We start from the raw sequence: 22524 nt of genomic DNA, 5'->3' as shown, positions 1-22524 counted from the left end.
CGCCGGTACGGGGCGACCGATTGCGCACATGGCGTGCGCAAGCCGGGGACAATCCGGGACGCGCCCGAACAGGCGCATCGGCCCGATCCGAATCCGGTCGCGCTGCGCCGCAACGACCGACGGCGGACCCGATCGTCGCGCCGCCTCACGCCACCGCGCCGCTCAGGCCGCGCGGTCGATCCCGCCCAGCAGACTCATCGCCACCGCCTCGGCCGCCTTGATGCCGTCCACCGCCGCCGACAGGATGCCGCCGGCGTAACCGGCGCCCTCCCCGGCCGGGAACAAGCCGCGGGTGTTGAGGCTGTGGCCGTCGGCGCCGCGGGTGATGCGTAGCGGCGAAGACGTGCGCGTCTCCACGCCCGTCAACATCGCGTCGGCCATGGCGAAGCCCTTGATCTGCTTGTCGAACGCCGGCAGCGCTTCGCGGATCGCCGCGATCGCGTAATCGGGCAGCGACTGGCCCAGATCGCTCAAGCGCACGCCCGGCGTGTACGAAGGCTGGACCGCGCCGAGCGCGGTCGAGGCGCGGCCGGCGAGGAAATCGCCGACGCGTTGTCCGGGCGCTTCGTATTCGCCGCCGCCGAGCGCGAACGCCTGCGCTTCCCAATGCCGCTGCAGGGCGATGCCGGCCAGCGGCGAGATCCGGCCGGGCTCGCTGTCGCCGTGGTAAGGCAGATAGTCCTGCGGCGAAATCCCGACCACGATCGCGGCGTTGGCGTTGCGTTCGTTGCGCGAGTACTGGCTCATGCCGTTGGTGACCACGCGGCCGGGCTCGCTGGCCGCGGCCACCACGGTGCCGCCGGGACACATGCAGAAGCTGTAGACCGAACGGCCGTTGCGGCAGTGATGCACCAGCTTGTAGTCGGCCGCGCCGAGAATCGGATGGCCGGCCTGCGGGCCGAAGCGCGCGGCGTCGATCACCGACTGCGGATGTTCGATGCGGAAGCCGATCGAGAACGGCTTGGCCTCCATGTAGACGCCGCGTTCGTGCAGCATCTTGAAGGTGTCGCGCGCGCTGTGGCCGAGCGCGCAGACCACGTGATCGGCGCGCAGCTCGCTGCCGTCGGCGAGGATCACGCCGCGCACCTGCCCGTTCTCGATCAGCACATCCTCGACGCGGTGCGAGAAACGGATTTCGCCGCCCAGCGATTCGATGGTCGCGCGCATGTTCTCGACCATCGACACCAGGCGGAAGGTGCCGATGTGCGGCTTGCTGACGTAGAGGATCTCTTCCGGCGCGCCGGCCTGGACGAACTCGGTCAGCACCTTGCGGCCGTGGTGCAGCTTGTCGCTGATCTGGCTGTAGAGCTTGCCGTCGGAAAACGTGCCCGCGCCGCCTTCGCCGAACTGCACGTTGGATTCGGGATTGAGCACGCGCTTGCGCCACAGGCCGAAGGTGTCGACGGTGCGCTCGCGCACCGCCTTGCCGCGCTCCAGCACGATCGGGCGAAAGCCCATCTGCGCCAGGATCAAGGCGGCGAACAGGCCGCAGGGGCCCATGCCGATTACGATCGGCCGCAGCGGCAGGGACGCGGGCGCGCGGCCGACGAACTTGTAGGCGGTGTCGGGCGTGGGCAGGACCTTGCCGGTGCTCGCCGACGCCGAGGATTTGCCGGCCGGTTTGCGGGCCGCGGGTTTGCCGGCGGCCGGTGCGGCGGCGCCGGGCTCGGCCGCGTCCTCGCCCAGACGCGCCAGAATCTCGGCCTCGCGCGGCGTATCGATGTCGAGCGAATAAATCAGCTCGATGCCGCCGCGCTTGCGCGCGTCGTAGCTGCGCTTGGCGATGGTGTGGCCGGCGATGTCGGCCGAGGCGATGCCCAGGCGGGCGGCGATGGCGTCGGTGAGCGCGCGTTCGCTGTGATCCAGCGGCAGGCGAAGGTCGGTGAGTCGAAGCATGGCGATATTCTAAGACTTCGCGGCGCGGGAGCGTTTCCGACCCATTCCGGGCTCGGGCCGAACCCCGTTGCCCCGCGCCGCATCGCCGGCGATGCGGGCGGCGGTTCGCCCGGCGCCGGACTCCGACCGCGTTCGCGTTCGCGGCGCGATGCCGGCCCCGGGATGAAGGCCGCCGCCCACGCGATCCGCCGCCGGGCTCGACACCGGCCTAACCACCGCCCCGGCCGGATTGGCTAGCATGCTCATCCCCCCGTCACGACGTCGCCTGCCCCATGATCCGACGCCAGTTCCTCAAATCCGCGGCCGCCGCCCTGGCCTCGTTCGGTCTGCCCCTGCCCGCGCTGGCGCTGGCCGGCCCGGCCGCGCCGAAGAAGCTCGGCGCGCCGCAGCCGTTCGATTACGCCACGCTCAAGGGCCAGGCGCGCGCGCTGGCGCAAAAGGCCTACGTGCCGCGCAGCACCACGCTGCCGCCGGCGCTGGCCGCGCTCAACTGGGATCAGTACCAATCCATCCGCTTCCGCCGCGACCACGCGCTGTGGGGCGGCGGCGACGGCAAGTTCCTCGCCCAGTTCTTCCACCTGGGCCTGTTCTTCAAATCGCCGGTGCGCATGTTCGAGCTGGCCGACGGTCAGGCGCGCGAGCTGGCCTACGACCCGGAAATGTTCGACCGCGCCGCCAGCGGCCTCAAACCCGGCACGCCGCTGCCGCCGGACCTGGGCTTCGCCGGCTTCCGCCTCAACACCCGCAAGGACCCCGAGCGCGACTTCGCCGCGTTCCTGGGCGCCAGCTACTTCCGCGCGGTCGGCGTGGAAGGCCAGTACGGCCAGTCCGCGCGCGGTCTGGCGATCGACACCGGCAGCGGCCACGCCGAGGAATTCCCCGACTTCGTCGCCTACTGGCTGGAACGTCCGGCCAAGGACTCCGACACGGTTGTGGTCTACGGCCTGCTCGACTCGCCCAGCGTCGCCGGCGCCTACCGCTTCGCCATCACCCCGGGCGAGGTGCTGCTGATGGACATCGACTGCGCGCTGTACCCGCGCAAGACCATCGAACGCCTCGGCCTGGGCCCGTGCACCAGCATGTATCAAGTCGGCGAGAACGACCGCCGCATGGACTGGGACTGGCGCCCGGAAATCCACGACACCGACGGGCTGGCGATGTGGACCGGCAGCGGCGAATGGATCTGGCGCCCGCTGTGCAATCCCGAATACCTGCGCTTCAACATGTTCGCCGACGACAACCCGCGCGGCTTCGGCCTGCTCCAGCGCGACCGCAACTTCGACCATTACCAGGACGACGGCGTGTTCTACGACAAGCGCCCCTGCCTGTGGGTCGAACCCAAGCACGGCTGGGGCGCGGGCTCGGTGCAGTTGGTGGAGATTCCCACGCTCGACGAAACCTTCGACAACATCGTCGCGTTCTGGAACCCGCGCGAAAAACCGCAAGCCGGGCAAGAACTGCTGTACGGCTATCGCCTGTACTGGGGCGCGCAGCCGCCGGCGGTGCCCAAGCTCGCCCACTGCGTCGCCACCCGCACCGGCCTGGGCGGACGCATCGGCTTCAAGCGCGACACCTTCTCCTGGCGTTTCGCCGTCGACTTCGCCGGCGGCGAACTGGCCGCGCTGGCCCAGCGCGACGCCACGGTCGAACCGGTGGTGCAGATCTCCAAGGGCAAACTGGAGACCGTCTCCTGCCGTCCGCTGCACGAAATCGGCGGCTACCGCGTCATGTTCGACGCCGTCCCGCCCGGCGACGGCACCGACCAACTCGACCTGCGCCTGTTCCTGCGCGACGCCCGCGGCGCGCTCAGCGAAACCTGGCTGTACCAGTGGTCGCCACCGCCGAAGAGCGAACGCAAGCTGTATTGACGAATCGCGGCGCGACCGCGCCGCCCGACCTTCGCGCAGTTCCGAAAACCGGCTGTAGGAGCTGCGCAAGCTGCGACCGCGACATCGCGCCTGCGACGCGACCGGCTACTCCGCGGTCGCGACTCGCGTCGCTCCTACAAGGCGCAACCCGACATTCGCGCAGCTCCGGAAACCGACTGTAGGAGCTGCGCAAGCTGCGACCGCGACACCGCGCCTACGACGCGACCGGCTACACCACGGTCGCGACTCGCGTCGCTCCTACAGGACGCAACCCAACATTCGCGCAGTTCCGAAAACCGACTGTAGGAGCTGCGCAAGCTGCGACCGCGACATCGCGCCTGCGACGCGACCGGCGACTCCGCGGTCGCGACTCGCGTCGCTCCTACAGGGCGCAACCCGACATTCGTGCAGTTCCGAAAACCGACTGTAGGAGCTGCGCAAGCTGCGACCGCGATACCGCGCCTACGACGCGACCGGCTACACCACGGTCGCGACTCGCGTCGCTCCTACAGGGCGCAACCCGACATTCGCGCAGCTCCGAAAACCGACTGTAGGAGCTGCGCAAGCTGCGACCGCGACACCGCGCCTACGACGCGACCGGCTACACCACGGTCGCGGCTTACGCCGCTCCTACCCCCGCAACCGCGATATCGATTCGTCGCGAATGCGAAAACAGGCAGACCGGCGCAGAACCGCAACGAGGCTGCACCCTCGCGCATCCCCGCCCCACTCACGCCACCCGCGAACGCCGCGCGCGCGTGAGGTGCACCAGCAGCAAGGAAATCGCCGCCGGCGTCATCCCGGGAATGCGCTGCGCCTGCCCCACCGTCTGCGGCCGCACGCGCTCGAGCTTCTGCTGCACTTCGGCCGACAAGCCGCGCACGCCGGCGTAATCGAACGCTTCGGGAATCGGCGTGTTCTCGTTGCGCTGCTGGCGTTCGATCTCTTCGCGCTGGCGGTCCAGGTAACCGGCGTACTTCACCCCGATCTCGACCTGCTCGGCCACCTCAAGCTCCGCCACGCCCGGCCCCAACGAGGCCACCTGCATCAGCTTGGCGTAATCCAGCTCCGGCCGCTTGAGCAAATCGCGCGCGCTGCTTTCGCGGCTGACTTCGATGCCCAGGGTCTGCGCGACTTCGCGTCCCAGCGCGTTGTTCGGCGCCGCCCACACCGCGCCCAGGCGCGCGGTTTCGCGCTCCACCGCGTCGAGCTTGCGTTCGAATGCGCTCCAACGCGCGTCGTCGACCAAGCCCATCTCGCGCGCCGCCGGCGTCAAGCGCTGGTCGGCGTTGTCCTCGCGCAGCTGCAAGCGGTACTCGGCGCGCGAGGTGAACATGCGATAAGGCTCGCTGGTGCCGTGGGTGATCAGATCGTCCACCAGCACGCCCAGATAGGCCTGATCGCGGCGCGCGCTCCAACCTTCATCGCCGCGCACGAAGCGCGCGGCGTTGAGGCCGGCCAGCAAACCCTGCGCGGCGGCTTCCTCATAACCGGTGGTGCCGTTGATCTGGCCGGCGAAGAACAGGCCGGCCACGGCCTTGGTCTCCAGCGTGCTCTTCAACCCGCGCGGGTCGAAGAAGTCGTATTCGATGGCATAGCCCGGCCGGGTCAGATGGGCGTTTTCGAAACCGCGGATCGAGCGCACCAGGGCCAGCTGCACGTCGAACGGCAGCGAGGTCGAGATGCCGTTGGGGTAGATCTCGAAGGTCTCCAGCCCTTCCGGCTCGACGAAGATCTGATGGCTGGCCTTCTCGGCGAAGCGCACCACCTTGTCCTCGATCGAGGGGCAGTAACGCGGGCCGATGCCCTCGATCTGGCCGGTGTACAGCGGCGAGCGGTCGAGCGCGCCGCGGATGAGCTCGTGGGTCCGCTCGCTGGTGTGGGTGATCCAGCACGAGACCTGACGCGGATGGTCGGCCGGACTGCCGATGAAGGACATGACCGGACGCGGATCGTCGCCCGGCTGCTCTTCCATCACCGAGTAGTCCAGGCTGCGCCCGTCGATGCGCGGCGGCGTGCCGGTCTTGAGCCGGTCGACCACGAACGGCCCCTCGCGCAGACGCGCGGCCAGCGCGGTCGCGGGCGGGTCGCCGGCGCGGCCGGCGGCGTAGGTGGTCTGGCCGACGTGGACCTTGCCGGCGAGGAAGGTGCCGGCGGTCAGCACCACGGCCGGCGCGCGGAAGCGCAGCCCGGTCTGGGTGACCACGCCGGTCACCCGGCCGCTGTCGAATTCGATGTCGTCCACCGCGGCCTGAAACAGGCTCAGGCCCGGCTGGGCCTCCACGGCGCGGCGGATGAAGGCGCGGTACAGCGCGCGATCGGCCTGGCAGCGGGTCGCGCGCACGGCCGGGCCCTTGCTGGCGTTGAGCCGGCGCCACTGGATGCCGGCGGCATCGGCGGCGCGGCCCATGATCCCGCCCATCGCGTCGATTTCCTTGACCAGATGGCCCTTGCCGATGCCGCCGATGGCCGGGTTGCAGCTCATCGCGCCGACCGTTTCGATCGAGTGGGTCAGCAGCAAGGTGCGCGCGCCGGCGCGGGCCGCGGTCAGCGCGGCCTCGGTTCCGGCGTGGCCGCCGCCGACCACGATGACGTCGAACTGATAGAAGGAATCGCTCATGACGGCGGACTCGGCTGCGCGAAGACGCTAAGGCGGCGGAAAAGGGAACGCCCGCCGACGCGGACGAACGCGGGCGTGGCGAGGCAAGGTGCGGGTCGACATGATCGCACGCCGCCCAGCGGCACGACGTTCACGTGGTTGGCACGGTTCATGCTTGGATAACCATGCACCTTGCGGGGCAGGCGCTAGACGCCGGCTGGAATTGGAACAGGGGCTGGCCAAGCGCTCGCGGGGGAAGCCGGGGGCCGAATGTCGGGGGACATTCGGCCCCTTTTTATTGCCTGCGTTTTGGCCGATGCCGGCCCGCCTTGCGCCCTCGCGGCCGCCGCGACGCCCGTTCCGGGCCTTCGCCCTAACCCTTTGACCCAAAAAGAAAAGCGCGCGTAGATACGCGCGCTTTCCGATCGCACCCACGCATGGGGCGGAATGGGCGCCGACGCCTGACGGGGACGGAACAGGGGGGATCCGTGATTCCTCGCCAGGCGCCGACATAGAAGCCTGTGCTTACCGAAAACGTCCAAATACGACGTAAGCGGTCAGTAGCGGTAGATTGCTGTCACTTCGTCAGGAACGCAAGTGCGCACCGTTCCAGTTCCGACGAAAAAGGGGCCCGTAGGCCCCTTGTAGCGTCTTGAACGGTCGTAAACGGCCGATGGCCGGTGTCCGATTCAGCGGATTCATCCGCCTCCGCCTATTCAGCGCTCCACGTCGCGCCAGGCGCGGCCGCCGTCGCGGCGCGCGGAAGGCATCGCTGGGGCGCGCGGCGTCATCATTTGCGGCTGCTGCATCGAGCGCGGCTGCTGCATGCCCGAGCCCGGATTGCGCGGACCCCAGGCGCCGCCGCCGACCGGGCGGGTGTCGCGCCACGGCATGCCGCCGTCGCTGCGCGGCGGATTGTTCGAAGGCGGGTTCGGCTGGTGCGGACGGCTGGGGTAGTAGCGCGGATAGCCGTAGTAGTACGGGTAACCGCCGTAGCCGTAGTACGGGTTGCCGTAGTAGCCGCCGTAGCGGAAGCGATAGGACTCGCCGTACGGATAATAGCCGTAGCCCGGGCCGTAATAGCCGCCGTAGCCGCCGTAATAGTTGTAGTCCACGCTCGGGCGGCCGTAGTAATACGTGCCCGGACCGCCGCCGCCGCGGACGGTGTAATCGGAGACGCAGCCGGCCAGCAGGCCGGCGGCGAGAAGCGGAATTGTCAGTTTGCGGATCATGGCAGACCCCCCGGATAGGGTTTCAGATTCTGCCTGAAGCATTGAACTCGGGCTTAATTCGCCCGACCCGGAATTGTCAGTTTCAGGCCCGTTCGGGCTGCGCGGCCTGGCCGCTGAGGTCCACATGCGACGCGCCCTGCTGCTTGGCGGTGGGGTCGATGCCGGGCGGCGGATAGCAGCCAGTGAGCAGCACCAGGCACAGAATCAGACCGACCGAGAACTTACGCATGGGAATTCCCCCTGAGATGAGCGCCGACGCGAGCGCGTGGATCGTGGTGGCCGAACGCGCGGACGCGTCCGGGTGGCGGGCGGCCATCGTGGCCTGTCGATCCGTGAGTCCGTTCGGCAGATCGGCCGGCGGAATCGAAAGCGGCCTTGCGGCACGCATCCGATCCGCCTGCGCCTGTTCCGCGATGGAAGAGCTCGGCGGGTCGATCCATAAACTATCGATGAAGACCCGCGCGATTGCGGTACGGGTTCACATTCCTAGTTCATGAATCGTTGCCCGCCGCGCCGGGCGGACACGCATGCGCGCGGCGCCGCCGCGGCCGCCGATACAACTTCTGACAAAAGGGGGATTGCGCCGACCCGCGCCGGCGCGGGAACCTTCCTCGGGCGCGCCGGGTCGCAACCACGACGGCGGCACCCGCGCGGCGTTCCTTTCACTTAATCCCGGCCCGGTTATCGATGATCGAATTGGATGCGGTCCATCGTCGCTACGAAATGAATGGGCAAGCGGTGAATGCGTTGGCCGGAGTGGACCTGAAGATCGGCGCGGGCGAGTTCGTCGCCATCACCGGCGCGTCCGGCTCGGGCAAGTCGAGCCTGCTCAACATCCTGGGCTGCCTGGACCGGCCGACCCGCGGGCGCTATCTGATCGAAGGCCGCGATGTCGCCGAGTTCGACGACGAAGCCGCCAGCGACATCCGCAACCGCCGCATCGGCTTCGTGTTCCAAAGCTTCCATCTGCTGCCGCGGCTGACCTTGCTGGAAAACGTGCTGCTGCCGCTGCGCTTCCATCGCCAGCCGCCGGCCGAAGCGCCGCGGCGCGCGCTGGATTTGCTGGCGCGGGTCGGCCTGGGCGAGCGCGCCGGCCATCGGCCGAGCGAGTTGTCCGGCGGCCAGCAACAACGCGCCGCGATCGCTCGCGCGCTGCTGCTGCAACCGGCGCTGCTGCTCGCCGACGAACCCACCGGCAACCTGGATTCCAAAAGCGCGGCCGACGTGCTCGACCTGATCGGCGAAGTCCACGCCGGCGGCCAGACCGTGGTGCTGGTCACTCACGACCGCGACCTGGCCGCGCGCGCGCCGCGCGAGGTGCGCTTGCACGACGGCCGGATCGAACACGACAGCGCGCATGCGCGGGCGGCCTGAGCGCATGGCCGCGCGCGGGCTCGTCTTCGTGGCCGCATTGGCGTTGGCGCCGGCGGCCTCGGCCGTGGTGCTGACCGGCGAAGTGCGTTCGGTCGGCGCGCAGCCGATCTACACGCCGCAGGCCAACACCGCGCCGGTGTCGATCCGTTATTACGTGCCGGAAGGGCAGGCGGTGAAAGCCGGCGAGGTGGTGCTGCGCATCGACCCGGGCCAGGCCGGCACCCAGATTCCCGAACTCGACGCCAAGATCGAACAGGCCCGCGCCAAGTCGGCCAAGGAACTGGCCGAACTGGAAGTCAAAGCGGTCGACGCCGAAGTCGCGCTGGCCGAGGCCGATGCGGCGTTGGCGACCGCCAAGATCGAGGCGGCGATTCCGCGCGGGCTGATCTCGCAACTCGATTACGACCGCCATCAAGGCGAGCTGGACAAGACCACGCGCGAGCAGCGGCTCAAGCGCGAACTGCTCGACGCCGCGCGCGCCGCGGTCGCGCGCCGGCGCCAGGACGGCGATCTGGAGACGCGCAAGCTCGCCGTGCAGCGCGATTACTACGCCGTGCTGCTGCGCCAATCGGAAGTGCGCGCCGAGCGCGACGGCATCGTCCTGCACGGCTTCAACAACAACTGGATCGGCGGGCGCATCGACGAAGGCAGTTCGACCATGCCCGGCAGCAAGGCCGGCGAGGTGGTCGGCAGCGGCGGCGCGATGCAGGTGCGCGCGTGGGCGCTGGAGCCCGACCGCACCGGCCTGCGCGTAGGCCAGGACGTAACGCTGAGCTTCGACGCCTTGCCCAAACGCGACCTGCGCGGGCGCATCAGCGCGATCGCCGGCGCGCCCGACCGCAAGTCCGAATGGGGCGAAGGGCGTTATTTCGCCATCGACATCGACCTGCCCGCCGGCCACGGCCTCGCGCTGCTGCCGGGCATGAGCGTGCGGGTGACCGCGGCGGGAGCGCGCCGATGAGCCGCCTCGTCGCCGCAGCCGCCGCGCTCGCGCTGAGCGCGATGTCGCTCGCCGCCGCGGCCGCGCCGCTGCGCGTGGACGGCGAGGTCTACGCGCGCCGCTCCTCGCCGCTGATGCCGCCGAACATCGAGCGCATGTGGCAGTTCAACATCACCCAGCTCGCGCCCGACGGCACGCCGGTCAAGCGCGGCCAGCCGGTGATCAGCTTCGACAGCAGCGACGTGATCAAGCAACTCACCGAGAAGCGCAGCCAGCTCAAGGAAAAGCAGAGCGAGCTGCAGAAGCTCGATCTGGAACTGGCCGACCGCGAACGCACCGAACGATTGGCGACGGCCGAAGCGCAGGCCGCGCTGGAGAAGGCCAAGCGCAAGACCGAACAACCCGCCGAACTGATCGCCGGCATCGAGTACCGCAAGCTGGTGGTCGCGCGGCAACAGGCCGAACGCAAGATGGAATTGGCGCGCAAGCGCGAGACGCTGTCGGCCGAACAGCGCAAGCAAGAGCGACGCTTGCTCGCGGCCGAGCGCGATCAGCTGCAGGCCGACGTCGATCGCCTGCAGCGCTCGCAACAGGCGCTGGAAGTGATCGCGCCGCGCGACGGGCTGATGATGCACCGGAGCAATTTCGAGGGCGAGAAATTCGACGTCGGCTCGCAGGTCTGGGTCGGCCAGGTCGTCGCCGAGATTCCCGACATGGGCACGCTGGCGGTGCGCGCCGAGTTGGCCGAGCGCGATCTGGGGCAAGTGAAGGTCGGCGCGCCGGTGCGGATCGTGGTCGAGGGCGGCGCTGGCAGCGTGGTGCGCGGCAAGGTCGCGTCGGTCGGCCGCGCGGTGCGCAGCAAGTCGCAGGTGCAGCCGGTGCCAGTGTTGGATCTGGACGTGCAGCTCGACGATCCGCGCGCGCCGCTGCGGCCGGGCCAGGCGGTGCGGGTGGAAATCGCCGCGGGGGCAGGGCGATGAGGCGCGCGGCGACTTGCGCCGCGCTCGCGGCCGCGCTGGCCTTGGGGCTGAGCGCGTGTTCCAGCGAGATCGCGCCGGCGGCGACCGAAACCCTCGCGCCGGCGCCGCTGCGCCTGAGCGTGCGCGGCGAGGGCGAACTCAAATCGGCCAAGGCCACGCCGCTCAACGTGCCGGGACGCAACTGGGCGACGCGGCAGGTCGAATGGATGCTGCCGGAAGGCAGCGCGGTCAAGAAGGGCGATCTGATCGCGCGCTTCTCCGCCGACCAAGGCAAGCAGGAACTCGCGCAAACGCTGATCGACTTGCAGCGCAACGAACTCGCGCGCGCGGCCAAGCAAGGCGATCTGAACACCGCGCAGAGCAAGGTCGCGGTGGATCTGTCGCAAGTCGCGGTGCAGCTCGCCATCGCCGAGCGCTACGCCAGCGCCGACCTGAGCACGCTGGCGCGCAACGAAGTGCTCGACGCGGTCCAGGACCGCAGCTTCCTCACCGCCAAGCAAGACATCCTGCAATGGCAGCGCGGCCAGTCCGGCGTGCGCGGCAACGCCGAACTGGCGGTGCTCGACGCGCAGCGCGCGACCTTCGACATCGCCGCCAAGACCCGCCAGTCCGATCTGGACGCGCTGGAGCTGCGCGCGCCCAACGACGGCGTGCTGATGCTCGCGGTCAACTGGCAGGGCGACAAGGCCAACGTCGGCGCGACGCTGCGCGCGGGTTTCGACTACGGCAGCCTGCCCGACGCCTCGGCGATGGAACTCGACCTGAGCTTGCCGCAGATCGAAGCGCAGGGCGTGAAAGTCGGCAACGCCGTGGAGATGTTTCCGGTCGGCCGGCCGGAGCAAAAGATCGTGAGCGAACTGTCGTGGGTCGCCAGCGCGGCCAAGGTGCGCAATCAGCAGAGTCCGGTGAAGTATCTGAGCATGAAGGCGCCGATTCCGGCCGAAGCGATCGCGCGCTACCGGCTGGTGCCGGGCCAGCAGTTGGAGGCGCGCGTGGTGTTGCTCGACGCGCCCCAGGCGTTGAGCGTGGCCAACGTCGCCATCGACAGCGACGACGGCCGCGATTACGTCCGGGTCCGCGACGGCGCGGGTTTCCAGCGTCGCGAAATCAAGCTCGGCGTGCGCGGGCCGGCGCGTTCGCAGGTGCTCTCGGGTTTGCGCGCGGGCGACGAGGTGTTGCTCGCCGAGGCCGGCGCGATCGACGCGCCGACGGCCAAGGCCGAAGACGCGGCCAAGGAAGCGGCCGCGCAGGAAAAGAAAGAAACGCCGAAGGCCTCGCCGGCCAAGGCGGTGCGTCCGTGAGCCGCGCCTTGAACTGGCTGCCGCCGATTTGGCGCGAAGCGGTCGAGGAACTGTGGCGGCGGCGCTTGCGCACGCTGCTGACCTTGCTCGGCCTGATCTTCGGCGTCGGCGCGATCGTGGCGATGCAGGCGGTGGGCGAGGGCAGCCGGCGCGAGGCGCTGCGCTTGGTGGAGAGCCTGGGCCTCAACAATCTGATCGCCGAAGCCAAGGTGCAGCAGGACGAGAACAGCCTGCGCGAAGTGCGCGCGCGCAGCCTCGGCCTGAGCCTGGCCGACGCCGACGCGGCGCTGGCGGTGGTGCCCGGCGCGCAGCGCTACGCCGCCGAGAAACCGATCCGCACCCATTCGGTGTTCAGCGACAACGGCCACAGCGACGCGCAGGCCAGCGGCGTGAGCCCGGACTATTTCGAACTCTCTTCGCTGCGCGTGGCCAAGGGCCGCGCGCTGACCGGCGACGACGACCGCGCGCTGGCGGCGGTGGCGGTGCTCGGCCATCAGGCCGCGGCCGATCTGTTTCCCGGCCTCGATCCGCTCGGCCGTTATCTCAAGGTCAATCACGTGTGGCTGCAAGTGGTCGGTGTGCTCGCCGATCGCGATTTGAGCAAGGACCAGTTCGAGGGCGTGCAGCTCGGCTTGGAGAGCAACCGCGTGTACGTGCCGCTGGCCAGCGCGCGGGCGCGGTTCAAGTTCAATCCGCAGGAGGACGAGGTCGACCGCTTCCTGCTGCGGCTCGGCGACCCCTCGCAACTGGCCGCCGGCGCGCGGGTGCTGTCGACGGTGCTGGGCCAGCGCCATGCCGGCAGCGCCGATTTCCGGCTGGTGGTGCCGCAGCAACTGTTCCAGCAGCACCAGAAGACCCAGCGCATCTTCCGCGTGGTGATGGGCGCGATCGCCGGCGTGAGCCTGTTGGTCGGCGGCATCGGCATCATGAACATCATGCTCGCCAACGTGCTCGAACGCCGGCGCGAGATCGGCCTGCTGCGCGCGCTGGGCGCGCGCCGGCGCGACGTGGTCGCGCAGTTCCTGCGCGAGGCGACGGTGATCTGCGTCGCCGGCGCGGCGCTGGGCCTGTTGTTCGGCGTGTTGCTGGCGTACCTGATCGCCGCCTTCGCCGGTTGGCAGGTGGCATGGGCGCCGCTGCCGGTGCTGCTGTCGGCGACGTTCTGCGCGGCGGTGGGTCTGGCGTTCGGCGTGTATCCGGCGCGGCAGGCGGCGCGGCTGGATCCGATCGCGGCGTTGCGACACGACTGAGCGGGAGCGGGAATAGGAGCAAGAGCGGGAATGGGGGTTGGGGAACTGGGGGGGCTGGCGTGGGTGGGGATCTTCTTGGTCGGGCGGGTGTTGGGGTGGCGGGGCTGCGTTACGCTTGGGGGATGAACGCACTCGACTCTTCGCTTTCCGTCGCCGGCGCGCCGGCGTATACCGACATCCTCGCCGCGGCCGCGCGCATCGCCGCGCATGCGCACGCCACGCCGGTGCTCACCTCGAAGGTGTTGGACGAACTGGCCGGCTGCCGGCTCTACTTCAAATGCGAGAACCTGCAGCGCGGCGGCGCGTTCAAGTTCCGCGGCGCCTGCAATGCGGTGTTCTCGCTCAGCGACGAAGAAGCCGCGCGCGGCATCGTCACCCAAAGCTCGGGCAATCACGGCGGCGCCATCGCGCTGGCCGCGCGCTTGCGCGGCACCCGCGCGACCGTGGTCGCGCCGCACAACACGCCCAAGGTCAAGCTCGCCGCGATCCGCGCTTACGGCGCCGAGATCGTGTTCTGCGAACCCGGCCAGGCCTCGCGCGACGAAGTCACCGCGCAGGTGCTGGCGCAAACCGGCGGGGTGCTGGTGCACCCGTTCAACGACCCGCGGGTGATCGCGGGGCAGGGCACGGCGACCTTGGAACTGATGGCGTCCGCGCCCGGCCTGGACGCGGTGATCGCGCCGGTCAGCGGCGGCGGCCTGCTGTCGGGCACCGCCATCGCCGCGCAAGGCGCCGACCCCGGCATCGCGGTCTACGGCGCCGAGCCGCTGGGCGCGCGCGACGCCCACGACTCGTTGGCCGAAGGCCGGCGCATCACCGGCCGCGTCGCCGACACCGTGTGCGACGGATTGCGCGCGGAGTTGGGCACGCTCACCTTCCCTATCCTTCGCTCACGCGTGCGCGAGGTGTTGTTGGTCGACGACGCGCAAGCGCTCGCGGCGATGCGCTTGATCTGGGAGCGCATGAAACTGGTGGTGGAACCGTCCGGCGCGGTGCCGTTGGCGGCGGTGCTCGCCCATCGCGAATCGTTCTCGGGAAAACGCGTCGGATTGATCGTCTCCGGCGGCAACGTCGATCTCGATCTGGCCGCGCAATGGTTCGCCGCGAACGCATCGTGACCGGTTCGCGATGTGCTTTGCGTTTGTTATGCGGCGCGTGTTGAGCAGACGAACACGCGCCGCATAAAACGCACAAAACCAGGGCTTTTCTGTGATCTGCGTTAGTGTTTTTTGTTAACGCAACTGGCACGCTGCGCCATCGCGCGCCAGTCCCTGTCATGACGCGCCGAACGCCCGAACAGGGTGCCACGGACCCGCGCACAGGCCAGGGGAGTTCTGCATGGTGGATGTCGAGTTTCGCGTGGTCTCCGAGCGCCGCGACGGCTTGCTGCTCGCCCTGGGGCAGGTCGTCATCGCCAACGGTTTCACCCTGCTGCGCCAACGCATGCTCAACAGCGACGAAGGCGTGGTGCTGGTGATGGTGGTGCGCGGTCCCGCCGAGCAGTTGCTGGTGCTGGAAGAGAAGCTGGGCACCCATCATCTGGTGCAGAGCTTCGAGGCCTCGCCTTACGAAGGCGCGCCGAGCGCGCCGGCGCAGCCGGCCGCGCGCGCCAATGGCAACGGCAACGGGCATGGCGACGGCCACCACGCGCCCGCCGCGGCCTCCGCGCCGCCGGTCGCGCCCGCGCCGCCGATGCCGGCCGGCGCCGCCCCGATCGACATGCAACGGGTGGAAACGCTGCTGCCGCAGCTCGCCCGCAACTATCCCAACATCCTGCTGCAGCTGGTCGCGCTGGAGCGCGAGCTGCCGCCGGCCCAGCGCGAGGCGACCTTGCGCTACATCGGCCAACGCGTCGGCGCCTGGGTCTACAAACGCGATTTCGCGCTCGGCGGACAACTGCCCCTGGGCGACTCGGTGCGCCGCATCGCGCTGCCGGCGATGCGCCAGCTGGTCCAGGCGGAACTGCAGGACGACGTCCTGCGCGTGCGCAACAGCCCCTTCTGCCATCGCGGCGAACATGGCGAGTGCTGCCATTTCCTGCGCGGCATGCTCGGCGGCCTGCTCGAAGGCCAGCACGGCGGCAACGTGCGGGTGGTCGAAAGCCAGTGCCGCAACACCGGCGCGGAGACCTGCCGGTTCGAGTTCGAAGCCTGACCGGACAGACCGGTCGACCGCCGCGGCCGGGATCGCCGCGGCGCCACGCGCCGACGCACGCGCCGGCGTGGGATGCCGCTTTGGCGCGGGACGGCGCCTGAGCAGCCGATTGCCGTTCCTATCCCACTACAACCCATCCACCAGGGGGTTCGCCATGCCGCTCGATCAAGCGATTCAATGCGTCCACGACCCGTTGCTCGTCATCCTTTCCTATGTGGTGTCGGTGCTCGGATCGTTCACCGCCCTGCAGTTGGCGATCGGCATTCCCGGCGCCACCGGCGGCGCGCGTTGGCGCGCCATCACCGCCGCGGGCATCGCCATGGGCGGCGGCGCGATCTGGGCGATGCACTTCATCGCCATGCTCGCCTGCCGCATGAACGTGGAGGTGACCTACGACCTGCCCGTCACCCTGGGCTCGGCCGTGGTCGCGGTGGTGTCGTGCATGGCCGGCCTGGCCATCGCCGGCACCGGCGTCTTCAACTGGGGCAAGCTGATCGTCGGCGGCGTGCTGATGGGCCTGGGCGTGACCGGCATGCACTACGCCGGCATGGGCGCGATGCTGATGCCGGCCGACACCGTCTACAACCAGAGCCTGGTGGTGGCCTCGGCGGCGATCGCCGTGGTCGCCTCGATCGTCGCCCTGTGGCTGGCGTTCAACCTGCGCGGCTGGGGCCAGATGCTCGGCAGCGCGCTGGTGATGGGCGTGGCGGTGTGCGGCATGCACTACACCGGCATGCTCGCGGCCAGCTTCATCCCCGACAAGACCGCGGCGGCGGCCGGCGGCGTCAGCGGCGGCTATCTGGGCGTGGGCATCTTCGTGGTCACCACCGCGCTGCTCGCGGCGGTGCTGACCATCAGCCTGCTGCGTCAGCGGCAGCGCGCGATGGTGCGGATCTGAACCGCGTGCGGTCCTGAGCGCGGCGGCCGCTCGCCGCATCGCCGACGAAAGCCCGCCTCGCGCGGGCTTTCGTTCGTTGGCGCGACTCGTCGCCCCGGCGCGAATGCGCGATCATGCGCCTGCCCCGCCCCGACTTCCGCAGGACCGCAGACGATGACCGAAGGCCCGCGCCGCCACGACCTCGCCACCGAACGGGTGCTCTCCTACTACGCCGCCTTCAACCGCGGCGACTGGGACGGCATGCTCGACACGCTCGCCGACGACGTCGTCCACGACCTCAACCAGGGCGCGCGCGAAAGCGGCCGCGACGCGTTCGCGGCGTTCCTGCGACGCATGTCGCGGCATTACCGCGAACAGCTGCGCGACATCGTGGTGATGGCCTCCGCGGACGGCACCCGCGCCGCGGCCGAGTACGTGGTCCACGGCGAATATCTCGCCACCGATCCGGGCTTGCCGGAAGCGCGCGGGCAAAAGTACGCGCTGCCGGGCGGTGCGTTCTTCGAGATCCGCGACGGCCGCATCGTGCGCGTGACCAATTACTACAACCTCGATCATTGGGTCGCGCAGGTCGGCGGCTGAGCCGGCGGACGGCGTGGCCGGCGCGGGTCGACTGAGGCGGCGGGTCCGCCGCGCTTGCGCGAACGCAAGCGGGAACCTCGGATGCGTTCGCGAAAAAGCCGACGAGACGGCCGCGGCAGCGGCGGCGCGGGCGCGCTACCAGGTCGCGCCCGCGCACTGCGCGGCGGCCGGAACCCAATGCCGTGCCGCGCAAGCCGCCGCGACCGGCCCGTCGGACCGAGGAAAGCGGCGCCGCGGCCTGCGCGGCCGCGGCATGCAGGAACCGACCGCCCGGGCGCGCCGCGCGCGCCCCACCGCGAGGAGCGCGCGACGCGTCCCGGGCGAATCGATTCGTGGACGGCGCGGCGAGGACGCCGCGCCGTAAGCGTTCAAAAGGACCGACGAGCGACCCGCGGCGGTTGAGAGAGGGGAGGGGCCGCGCCGCGGGCCGGAGTCGTCGGTCGGAAAAAGCCAGGGAACGGGGATTGGGGAACAGGGAAGGGTGAGTGTCGGAGGTGGGTGTCGCTTACGGCGCGATTTGTCCGCAACGCGTTGCTCGACATCGCGAGGTCCGACGGATCGCTAACGCGACCCGCCATTCCTCGCTCCTATTCCCTATTCCCGCTTCACCATTCCCGCTCGATCACCGCCGCGCCACGCCCTCGCGCACCGGCTCGCGCGAAGACCAACCACCCGCCATCGCCTTGTACAGCGCGATGGCGCCGGTGACCGAACGCGTGCGGCCGTCGGCGAAGGCGTCCTGCGCCTGCAGCTGGGTGCGTTCGGCGTCGAGCACCTCGAACAGGTCGGCGGCGCCGGCCTCGTAGCGCACGCGCGCGAGCTTGGCCGCCTTCAGGCTGTCCTGCGCGGCGCGTTCGAGGTGTTGATCCTCGACCCGGGCGCGGGCGTAGCGCACCAACGCGTTCTCGGTGTCTTCCAGCGCCAGCAGCACGCTTTGCTGGTAACGCGCCAGTTCGCCCTCGGCGGTGGCGTCGGCGGCCTTGATCCGCGAACGCACCCGGCCGATGTCGAGGAACGACCAGTCGATGCCCAGCGCAACCAGACGGGTTTCGCTGGCGCGCTCGAACAAGGCGCTGGTGTCGATGGCCTGCGAACCGATCAAACCCGACAAGGTGAAGCGCGGGAACAGATCGGCGGTGGCCACGCCGATGCGCGCGGTGGCCGCGTGCAGGCGGTGCTCGGCGGCGGCGACGTCGGGACGGCGGCGCAGCAGCTCGCCGGGCGTGCCGGCGTCCAGCCGCGCCGGCAAGGCCGGCAGCGGCGTGGCCTGATCGAGCTCGGCCACCAGCGAATCGGGCGTCTGCCCGGTCAGCACGGCGAGGCGATGCTCGGTCACCGCGACCTGGGCTTCCAGGTTCGGCACCCGCGCCAAGGTCGCTTCGAGCTGGGCGCGGGCGCGCGAGGTGTCGAACTCGGTGCCGCGGCCGGCGTCGAAGCGCGCCTGCACCAGACGCAGGGTTTCCTTCTGGTTCTCGGCGTTCTCGCGCGCGACCCGCAGGCGTTCCTGCAGGCCGCGCAACTCGACGTAGCTGCGCGCGACTTCGCCGACGATGGACACCTGCATGGCCTGCAGGTCGGCCGCGCTGGCCCAGGTGTCGGCACGCTGGGATTCGACGTTGCGGCGCACGCGGCCGAACAGGTCGAGTTCCCAGCTCACGTTGGCCTGCGCGCTGTAGCTCTTGTTGTCGCGGGCGTCGTTGCTCGCGCCGGGCATCTGGTCCGAGCTCGAACGCGTGTCGCTGCCGGTGGCGCTGGCGGTGATGGTGGGGAAGCGGTCGAACTTGGCGCCGCGCAACAGCGCGTTGGCGCGGTCGTAGTTGGCCAGGGCGATGCGCAGGTCGTGGTTGGCGCCGAGCGATTCCTCGACCAGGCGCGTGAGCACCGGGTCGTTGAACTCGCGCCAGAACTCGGCGGCCGGATCCGGCGCCGCGGTGCCGTCGGTGGCGGCCTCGGCGTCGGCGCGGGCGAACTTGTCCGGCGTGGCCAGGGTCGGCCGGACATAGTCCGGACCGACCGCGCAGGCCGCGAGCGCCAGGGTCAGCAGCGCGACCGCGGGCAGTTTGAGATTACGCATGGACCGTCTCCGAAACATTGTGGTGGTCGCCGTGCGAGACCAGCTTGTTGCCGACCAGCTTGCGCAGCGCCACGTAGAACACCGGGGTCAGGAACAGACCGAACAGGGTCACGCCGAGCATGCCGGCGAACACGGTGATGCCGGTGACCGAGCGGACCTCGGCGCCGGCGCCGTGCGACAGCACCAGCGGCACGGTGCCGGCGATGAAGGCGATCGAGGTCATCACGATCGGACGCAGACGCAGGCGGCAGGATTCCAGCGCGGCTTCGACGATGCCCTTGCCCTGCAGTTCCAGTTCGCGGGCGAACTCGACGATCAGGATCGCGTTCTTACACGCCAGGCCCATCAACACCACCAGACCGACCTGCACGAACACGTTGTTGTCGCCGCCGGTCAGCTTGACGCCGAGCAGGGCCGAGAGCATGCACATCGGCACGATCAGGATCACCGCCAGCGGCAGGGTCCAGCTTTCGTACAGCGCGGCCAGCACCAGGAACGCGAGCAGGATGGCGAGCGGGAACACGATCAGCGCCGCGTTGCCCTGGCTGGCCTGCTGGTAGCTCAGGTCGGTCCACTCGATGTCCATGCCATTGGGCAGGACCTTGGACGCCACGTCCTTGACCACGTCCATGGCTTGCGCCGAGGACATCACGCGCGGATCGACGTCGCCGGCGATGTCGGCGGCCGGGTAGCCGTTGTAGCGCAGCACCGGGTCGGGACCGAAGGTCTGCTTGATCGTGACCATCGAACCGATCGGCACCATCTCGCCGCGGTCGTTGCGGGTACGCAGGTTGGCGATGTCTTCGACGCTGTCGCGGAAGTTGCCGTCGGCCTGGGCGATGACCTGCCAGGTGCGGCCGAACTGGTTGAAGTCGTTGACGTAAGCCGAACCCAGGTAGGTCTGCAGCGTGTCGAACAGCTCGGTCAGCGGCACGCCTTGCGCCTTGGCCTTGACGCGGTCGACTTCGGCGTCGAGCTGCGGCACGTTGGCCTGATAGGTGCTGTTGGCGTAGCCCATGCCCGGGGTCTGCATGATCGTGCCTTGGAACGCGCTCACCGCGTTCTGCAGCGCGCCGTAGCCGAGGTTGTTGCGGTCCTGGATGAACATCTGGTAGCCCGCGCCGTTGCCCAGGCCGAGGATCGGCGGCGGCATCAGCGCGAAGGTGAAGCCTTCCTGGAAGCCGCCGATCTTCTGGTTCAGCTCGGCGGTGATCTCCACCGCGCTGCGGCTGCGCTCGCTGAAAGGCTTGAGCGGCAGGAACGCCACGCCGGTGTTGGGCGTGTTGGAGAACTGCACCGCGTTGAGGCCCGGGAAGGCGATGGAGTGCTGCACGCCTTCGGTCTTCATCGCCACGTCGGTCACCTTGCTCAGCAGGGCGTCGGTGCGGGCGATGGAGGAACCCTCGGGCAGCTTCACCGCGGCGATCAGGTACAGCTTGTCCTGCAGCGGGATGAAGCCGGCCGGCACGATCTTGAACATGAAGCCGGTCGCGACCAGCAGCACCGCGTAGACCACGAACACCGCGCCGCGCTTGCTCAGGGTGCGCGAGACCGCGCCCTGGTACTTCTCGGAACTGGTGGCGAAGAAGCGGTTGAACGGACGGAACAGCCAGCCGAACAGACGGTCGATCAGGCGGGTCGCCGCGTCCTTGGGCGCGTGGTGCGGCTTGAGCAGGCGCGCGGCCAGAGCCGGCGACAGGGTCAGCGAGTTGATCGCCGAGATCACCGTGGAGATGGCGATGGTGACCGCGAACTGCTTGTAGAACTGGCCGGTCACGCCCGACAGGAACGCCATCGGCACGAACACCGCGCACAGCACCAGCGCGATCGCCACGATCGGACCGGACACTTCCTTCATCGCCTGATGCGCCGCGTCGAGCGGGCTCAGGCCTTCCTCGATGTTGCGCTCGACGTTCTCGACCACGACGATCGCGTCGTCGACCACGATGCCGATCGCCAACACCAGACCGAACAAGCTCAGGGTGTTGATCGAGAAGCCCAGCAGGTACAGCGCGGAGAACGTGCCCACCACCGACACCGGCACCGCGATCAAGGGAATGATCGACGCGCGCCAGGTCTGCAGGAACAGGATCACCACCAGCACCACCAGCAGCACGGCTTCGAGCAGGGTCGAGACCACCGCCTTGATCGAGTCGCGCACGAAGATCGTGGTGTCGTACACCGCTTCGTACTTGATGCCGTCCGGGAACGACTTGGAGAGCTGGTTCATCGTGCCGATGACCTGCTCCTGGATCTGCAGCGCGTTCGCGCCCGGCGCCTGGAAGATGCCGATGCCGACCGCGTTCTTGCCGTCGAGCTGCGAACGCAGGCTGTAGTCGCCGGCGCCCAGTTCCAGGCGGGCGACGTCGGACAGACGCACCACTTCGCCGTCGTTGCCGCGCTTGATCACGATCTCGCCGAATTCCTTCTCGTCGCGCAGGCGGCCCTGGGCGTTGATCAGGGTCAGGAAGTCGCTGCTGTTGGGCATCGGCTCGGCGCCGAGCTGGCCGGCGGAGACCTGCACGTTCTGCTCGCGCATGGCGCGGACCACGTCGCCGGCGGTGAGGCCGCGCGAGGCGACCTTGTCCGGATCGAGCCAGGCGCGCATCGCGTAGTCGCCGCCGCCGAAGATCTGCGCGTCGCCGACGCCCGACAGGCGCGCCAGATTGTCCTTGACGTGCAGGCGGGCGTAGTTGCGCAGGTACAGCGTGTCGTACTTGCCGTTGGGCGAGGTCAGGTGCACCACCATCAGGAACACCGGCGACTTCTTCTGCGTCGTCACGCCCTGGCGGCGCACGTCCTCGGGCAGTCGCGCCAGCGCTTGGCTGACCCGGTTCTGCACGCGCACGGCCGCGTCGTCGGCGTCGGTGCCCGGCTTGAAGGTCACCGTGGTGATCAGCACGCCGTCGGAACCGGCGACCGACTTGATGTACATCATGTCTTCGACGCCGTTGATCGCTTCTTCGAGCGGCGTGGCGACGGTTTCGGCGATGACCTTGGGGTTGGCGCCCGGATAGACCGTGCGCACGACCACCGAGGGCGGCACCACTTCGGGATATTCGCTGATCGGCAGAATCGGAATCGCGATCAAGCCGGCGGCGAAGATCACGATCGACAGCACCGCGGCGAAGATCGGCCGGTCGATGAAAAATTTGGAAAAGTCCATGACGGATTCCTTGGTGCGGCGATGAGCCGCATGGGTCCCCGGCCGGCCCGTTGGAGGCGGGATCGGCCTTGATTGCTTTTGAACCGGATCGGGCGGAGCGCTTGCGCCGGTCATTCCCGCGAACGCGGGAATCCGAAGGCGTCAAACGTTCCCGCCCGGAAAGCCCTGGGTTCCCGCGTGCGCGGCAACCGCAGCGGACGGCTCAACCGGTTC

Annotated in this window: 17 protein-coding genes; 11 read left to right on the top strand and 6 right to left on the bottom strand. The window is 69.4% G+C overall.

Annotated elements, in window-relative coordinates; genetic code table 11:
* Positions 1 to 162: 162 nt before the first annotated feature.
* Positions 163 to 1896, bottom strand: a complete 1734-nt coding sequence (locus tag J5226_RS05120; protein WP_215838784.1) for an NAD(P)/FAD-dependent oxidoreductase — start codon at positions 1894 to 1896, stop codon at positions 163 to 165.
* Positions 1897 to 2168: 272 nt separating this feature from the next.
* Here J5226_RS05120 and J5226_RS05115 point away from each other — a divergent pair, with 272 nt between their 5' ends.
* Entirely contained in the window at positions 2169 to 3764 is a 1596-nt protein-coding gene (locus tag J5226_RS05115; RefSeq protein ID WP_215838783.1) for a glucan biosynthesis protein D, read from the top strand.
* Positions 3765 to 4494: 730 nt separating this feature from the next.
* Here J5226_RS05115 and mnmG read toward each other — a convergent pair.
* From mnmG to J5226_RS05100, 3 genes are all read right to left on the bottom strand, one after another.
* Positions 4495 to 6384 (bottom strand): tRNA uridine-5-carboxymethylaminomethyl(34) synthesis enzyme MnmG, encoded by a 1890-nt coding sequence (mnmG, locus tag J5226_RS05110; RefSeq protein ID WP_215838782.1) that lies wholly within the window; start codon positions 6382 to 6384, stop codon positions 4495 to 4497.
* A 695-nt stretch (positions 6385 to 7079) separates the two neighbouring features.
* Positions 7080 to 7595, bottom strand: a complete 516-nt coding sequence (locus J5226_RS05105; RefSeq protein ID WP_215838781.1) for a hypothetical protein — start codon at positions 7593 to 7595, stop codon at positions 7080 to 7082.
* Positions 7596 to 7677: 82 nt separating this feature from the next.
* Positions 7678 to 7824 (bottom strand): hypothetical protein, encoded by a 147-nt coding sequence (locus J5226_RS05100; RefSeq protein ID WP_215838780.1) that lies wholly within the window; start codon positions 7822 to 7824, stop codon positions 7678 to 7680.
* Between the two features lie 16 nt (positions 7825 to 7840).
* Here J5226_RS05100 and J5226_RS05095 point away from each other — a divergent pair, with 16 nt between their 5' ends.
* The 10 genes from J5226_RS05095 (at position 7841) to J5226_RS05055 (ending at position 17071) form a co-directional block, all read left to right on the top strand.
* The gene (locus tag J5226_RS05095; RefSeq protein ID WP_215838779.1) at positions 7841 to 8092 is read left to right on the top strand and encodes a hypothetical protein; all 252 of its coding nucleotides are present in this window, start codon (positions 7841 to 7843) and stop codon (positions 8090 to 8092) included.
* A gap of 190 nt (positions 8093 to 8282) precedes the next feature.
* The gene (locus J5226_RS05090) at positions 8283 to 8969 is read left to right on the top strand and encodes an ABC transporter ATP-binding protein (RefSeq protein ID WP_215838778.1); all 687 of its coding nucleotides are present in this window, start codon (positions 8283 to 8285) and stop codon (positions 8967 to 8969) included.
* Positions 8953 to 9930, top strand: a complete 978-nt coding sequence (locus J5226_RS05085) for an HlyD family efflux transporter periplasmic adaptor subunit (protein ID WP_215838777.1) — start codon at positions 8953 to 8955, stop codon at positions 9928 to 9930. Before J5226_RS05090 ends, J5226_RS05085 begins: the two co-directional genes overlap by 17 nt.
* Positions 9927 to 10889, top strand: coding sequence for an HlyD family efflux transporter periplasmic adaptor subunit (locus tag J5226_RS05080; protein ID WP_215838776.1), 963 nt, complete (start codon positions 9927 to 9929; stop codon positions 10887 to 10889). The genes J5226_RS05085 and J5226_RS05080 overlap by 4 nt, the downstream gene beginning before the upstream one ends.
* A complete protein-coding gene (locus tag J5226_RS25325) occupies positions 10886 to 12190 on the top strand; it encodes a hypothetical protein (protein ID WP_255322998.1) in 1305 nt (434 codons plus the stop codon). Before J5226_RS05080 ends, J5226_RS25325 begins: the two co-directional genes overlap by 4 nt.
* Positions 12187 to 13440, top strand: a complete 1254-nt coding sequence (locus tag J5226_RS25320) for an ABC transporter permease (RefSeq protein WP_255322997.1) — start codon at positions 12187 to 12189, stop codon at positions 13438 to 13440. Before J5226_RS25325 ends, J5226_RS25320 begins: the two co-directional genes overlap by 4 nt.
* Positions 13441 to 13562: 122 nt before the next feature.
* The gene (locus J5226_RS05070; protein WP_215838775.1) at positions 13563 to 14558 is read left to right on the top strand and encodes a pyridoxal-phosphate dependent enzyme; all 996 of its coding nucleotides are present in this window, start codon (positions 13563 to 13565) and stop codon (positions 14556 to 14558) included.
* A gap of 220 nt (positions 14559 to 14778) precedes the next feature.
* Positions 14779 to 15594: a 4-vinyl reductase gene (locus J5226_RS05065; RefSeq protein WP_215838774.1), complete on the top strand. Its 816-nt coding sequence runs from the start codon at positions 14779 to 14781 to the stop codon at positions 15592 to 15594.
* A 154-nt stretch (positions 15595 to 15748) separates the two neighbouring features.
* Positions 15749 to 16492, top strand: coding sequence for an MHYT domain-containing protein (locus J5226_RS05060; protein WP_215838773.1), 744 nt, complete (start codon positions 15749 to 15751; stop codon positions 16490 to 16492).
* A gap of 153 nt (positions 16493 to 16645) precedes the next feature.
* Positions 16646 to 17071 (top strand): ketosteroid isomerase-related protein, encoded by a 426-nt coding sequence (locus tag J5226_RS05055; RefSeq protein ID WP_215838772.1) that lies wholly within the window; start codon positions 16646 to 16648, stop codon positions 17069 to 17071.
* Between the two features lie 622 nt (positions 17072 to 17693).
* Here J5226_RS05055 and J5226_RS05050 read toward each other — a convergent pair.
* Both J5226_RS05050 and J5226_RS05045 read right to left on the bottom strand, forming a co-directional pair.
* A complete protein-coding gene (locus J5226_RS05050) occupies positions 17694 to 19145 on the bottom strand; it encodes an efflux transporter outer membrane subunit (RefSeq protein ID WP_215838771.1) in 1452 nt (483 codons plus the stop codon).
* Positions 19138 to 22311, bottom strand: coding sequence for a multidrug efflux RND transporter permease subunit (locus tag J5226_RS05045; RefSeq protein WP_215838770.1), 3174 nt, complete (start codon positions 22309 to 22311; stop codon positions 19138 to 19140). The genes J5226_RS05050 and J5226_RS05045 overlap by 8 nt, the downstream gene beginning before the upstream one ends.
* Positions 22312 to 22524 lie beyond the last annotated feature (213 nt).

The sequence above is a fragment of the Lysobacter sp. K5869 genome, from assembly GCF_018847975.1.
Lineage (GTDB): Bacteria > Pseudomonadota > Gammaproteobacteria > Xanthomonadales > Xanthomonadaceae > Lysobacter.
Note: the sequence above shows the minus strand (reverse complement) of the source record. Positions and strands in the feature narration are given on the sequence as shown.

Bases quoted from the DNA above. Each gene is read 5' to 3' on its own strand.
- J5226_RS05100 (WP_215838780.1), bottom strand. From the start codon at position 7,824: ATGCGTAAGTTCTCGGTCGGTCTGATTCTGTGCCTGGTGCTGCTCACT.
- J5226_RS05065 (WP_215838774.1), top strand. From the start codon at position 14,779: ATGGTGGATGTCGAGTTTCGCGTGGTCTCCGAGCGCCGCGACGGCTTG.
- J5226_RS05085 (WP_215838777.1), top strand. From the start codon at position 8,953: ATGCGCGGGCGGCCTGAGCGCATGGCCGCGCGCGGGCTCGTCTTCGTG.
- J5226_RS05055 (WP_215838772.1), top strand. From the start codon at position 16,646: ATGACCGAAGGCCCGCGCCGCCACGACCTCGCCACCGAACGGGTGCTC.
- J5226_RS25325 (WP_255322998.1), top strand. From the start codon at position 10,886: ATGAGGCGCGCGGCGACTTGCGCCGCGCTCGCGGCCGCGCTGGCCTTG.
- J5226_RS05090 (WP_215838778.1), top strand. From the start codon at position 8,283: ATGATCGAATTGGATGCGGTCCATCGTCGCTACGAAATGAATGGGCAA.
- J5226_RS05115 (WP_215838783.1), top strand. From the start codon at position 2,169: ATGATCCGACGCCAGTTCCTCAAATCCGCGGCCGCCGCCCTGGCCTCG.
- J5226_RS05045 (WP_215838770.1), bottom strand. From the start codon at position 22,311: ATGGACTTTTCCAAATTTTTCATCGACCGGCCGATCTTCGCCGCGGTG.
- mnmG (WP_215838782.1), bottom strand. From the start codon at position 6,384: ATGAGCGATTCCTTCTATCAGTTCGACGTCATCGTGGTCGGCGGCGGC.
- J5226_RS05050 (WP_215838771.1), bottom strand. From the start codon at position 19,145: ATGCGTAATCTCAAACTGCCCGCGGTCGCGCTGCTGACCCTGGCGCTC.
- J5226_RS05060 (WP_215838773.1), top strand. From the start codon at position 15,749: ATGCCGCTCGATCAAGCGATTCAATGCGTCCACGACCCGTTGCTCGTC.
- J5226_RS05070 (WP_215838775.1), top strand. From the start codon at position 13,563: ATGAACGCACTCGACTCTTCGCTTTCCGTCGCCGGCGCGCCGGCGTAT.
- J5226_RS05120 (WP_215838784.1), bottom strand. From the start codon at position 1,896: ATGCTTCGACTCACCGACCTTCGCCTGCCGCTGGATCACAGCGAACGC.
- J5226_RS05105 (WP_215838781.1), bottom strand. From the start codon at position 7,595: ATGATCCGCAAACTGACAATTCCGCTTCTCGCCGCCGGCCTGCTGGCC.
- J5226_RS05080 (WP_215838776.1), top strand. From the start codon at position 9,927: ATGAGCCGCCTCGTCGCCGCAGCCGCCGCGCTCGCGCTGAGCGCGATG.
- J5226_RS05095 (WP_215838779.1), top strand. From the start codon at position 7,841: ATGAGCGCCGACGCGAGCGCGTGGATCGTGGTGGCCGAACGCGCGGAC.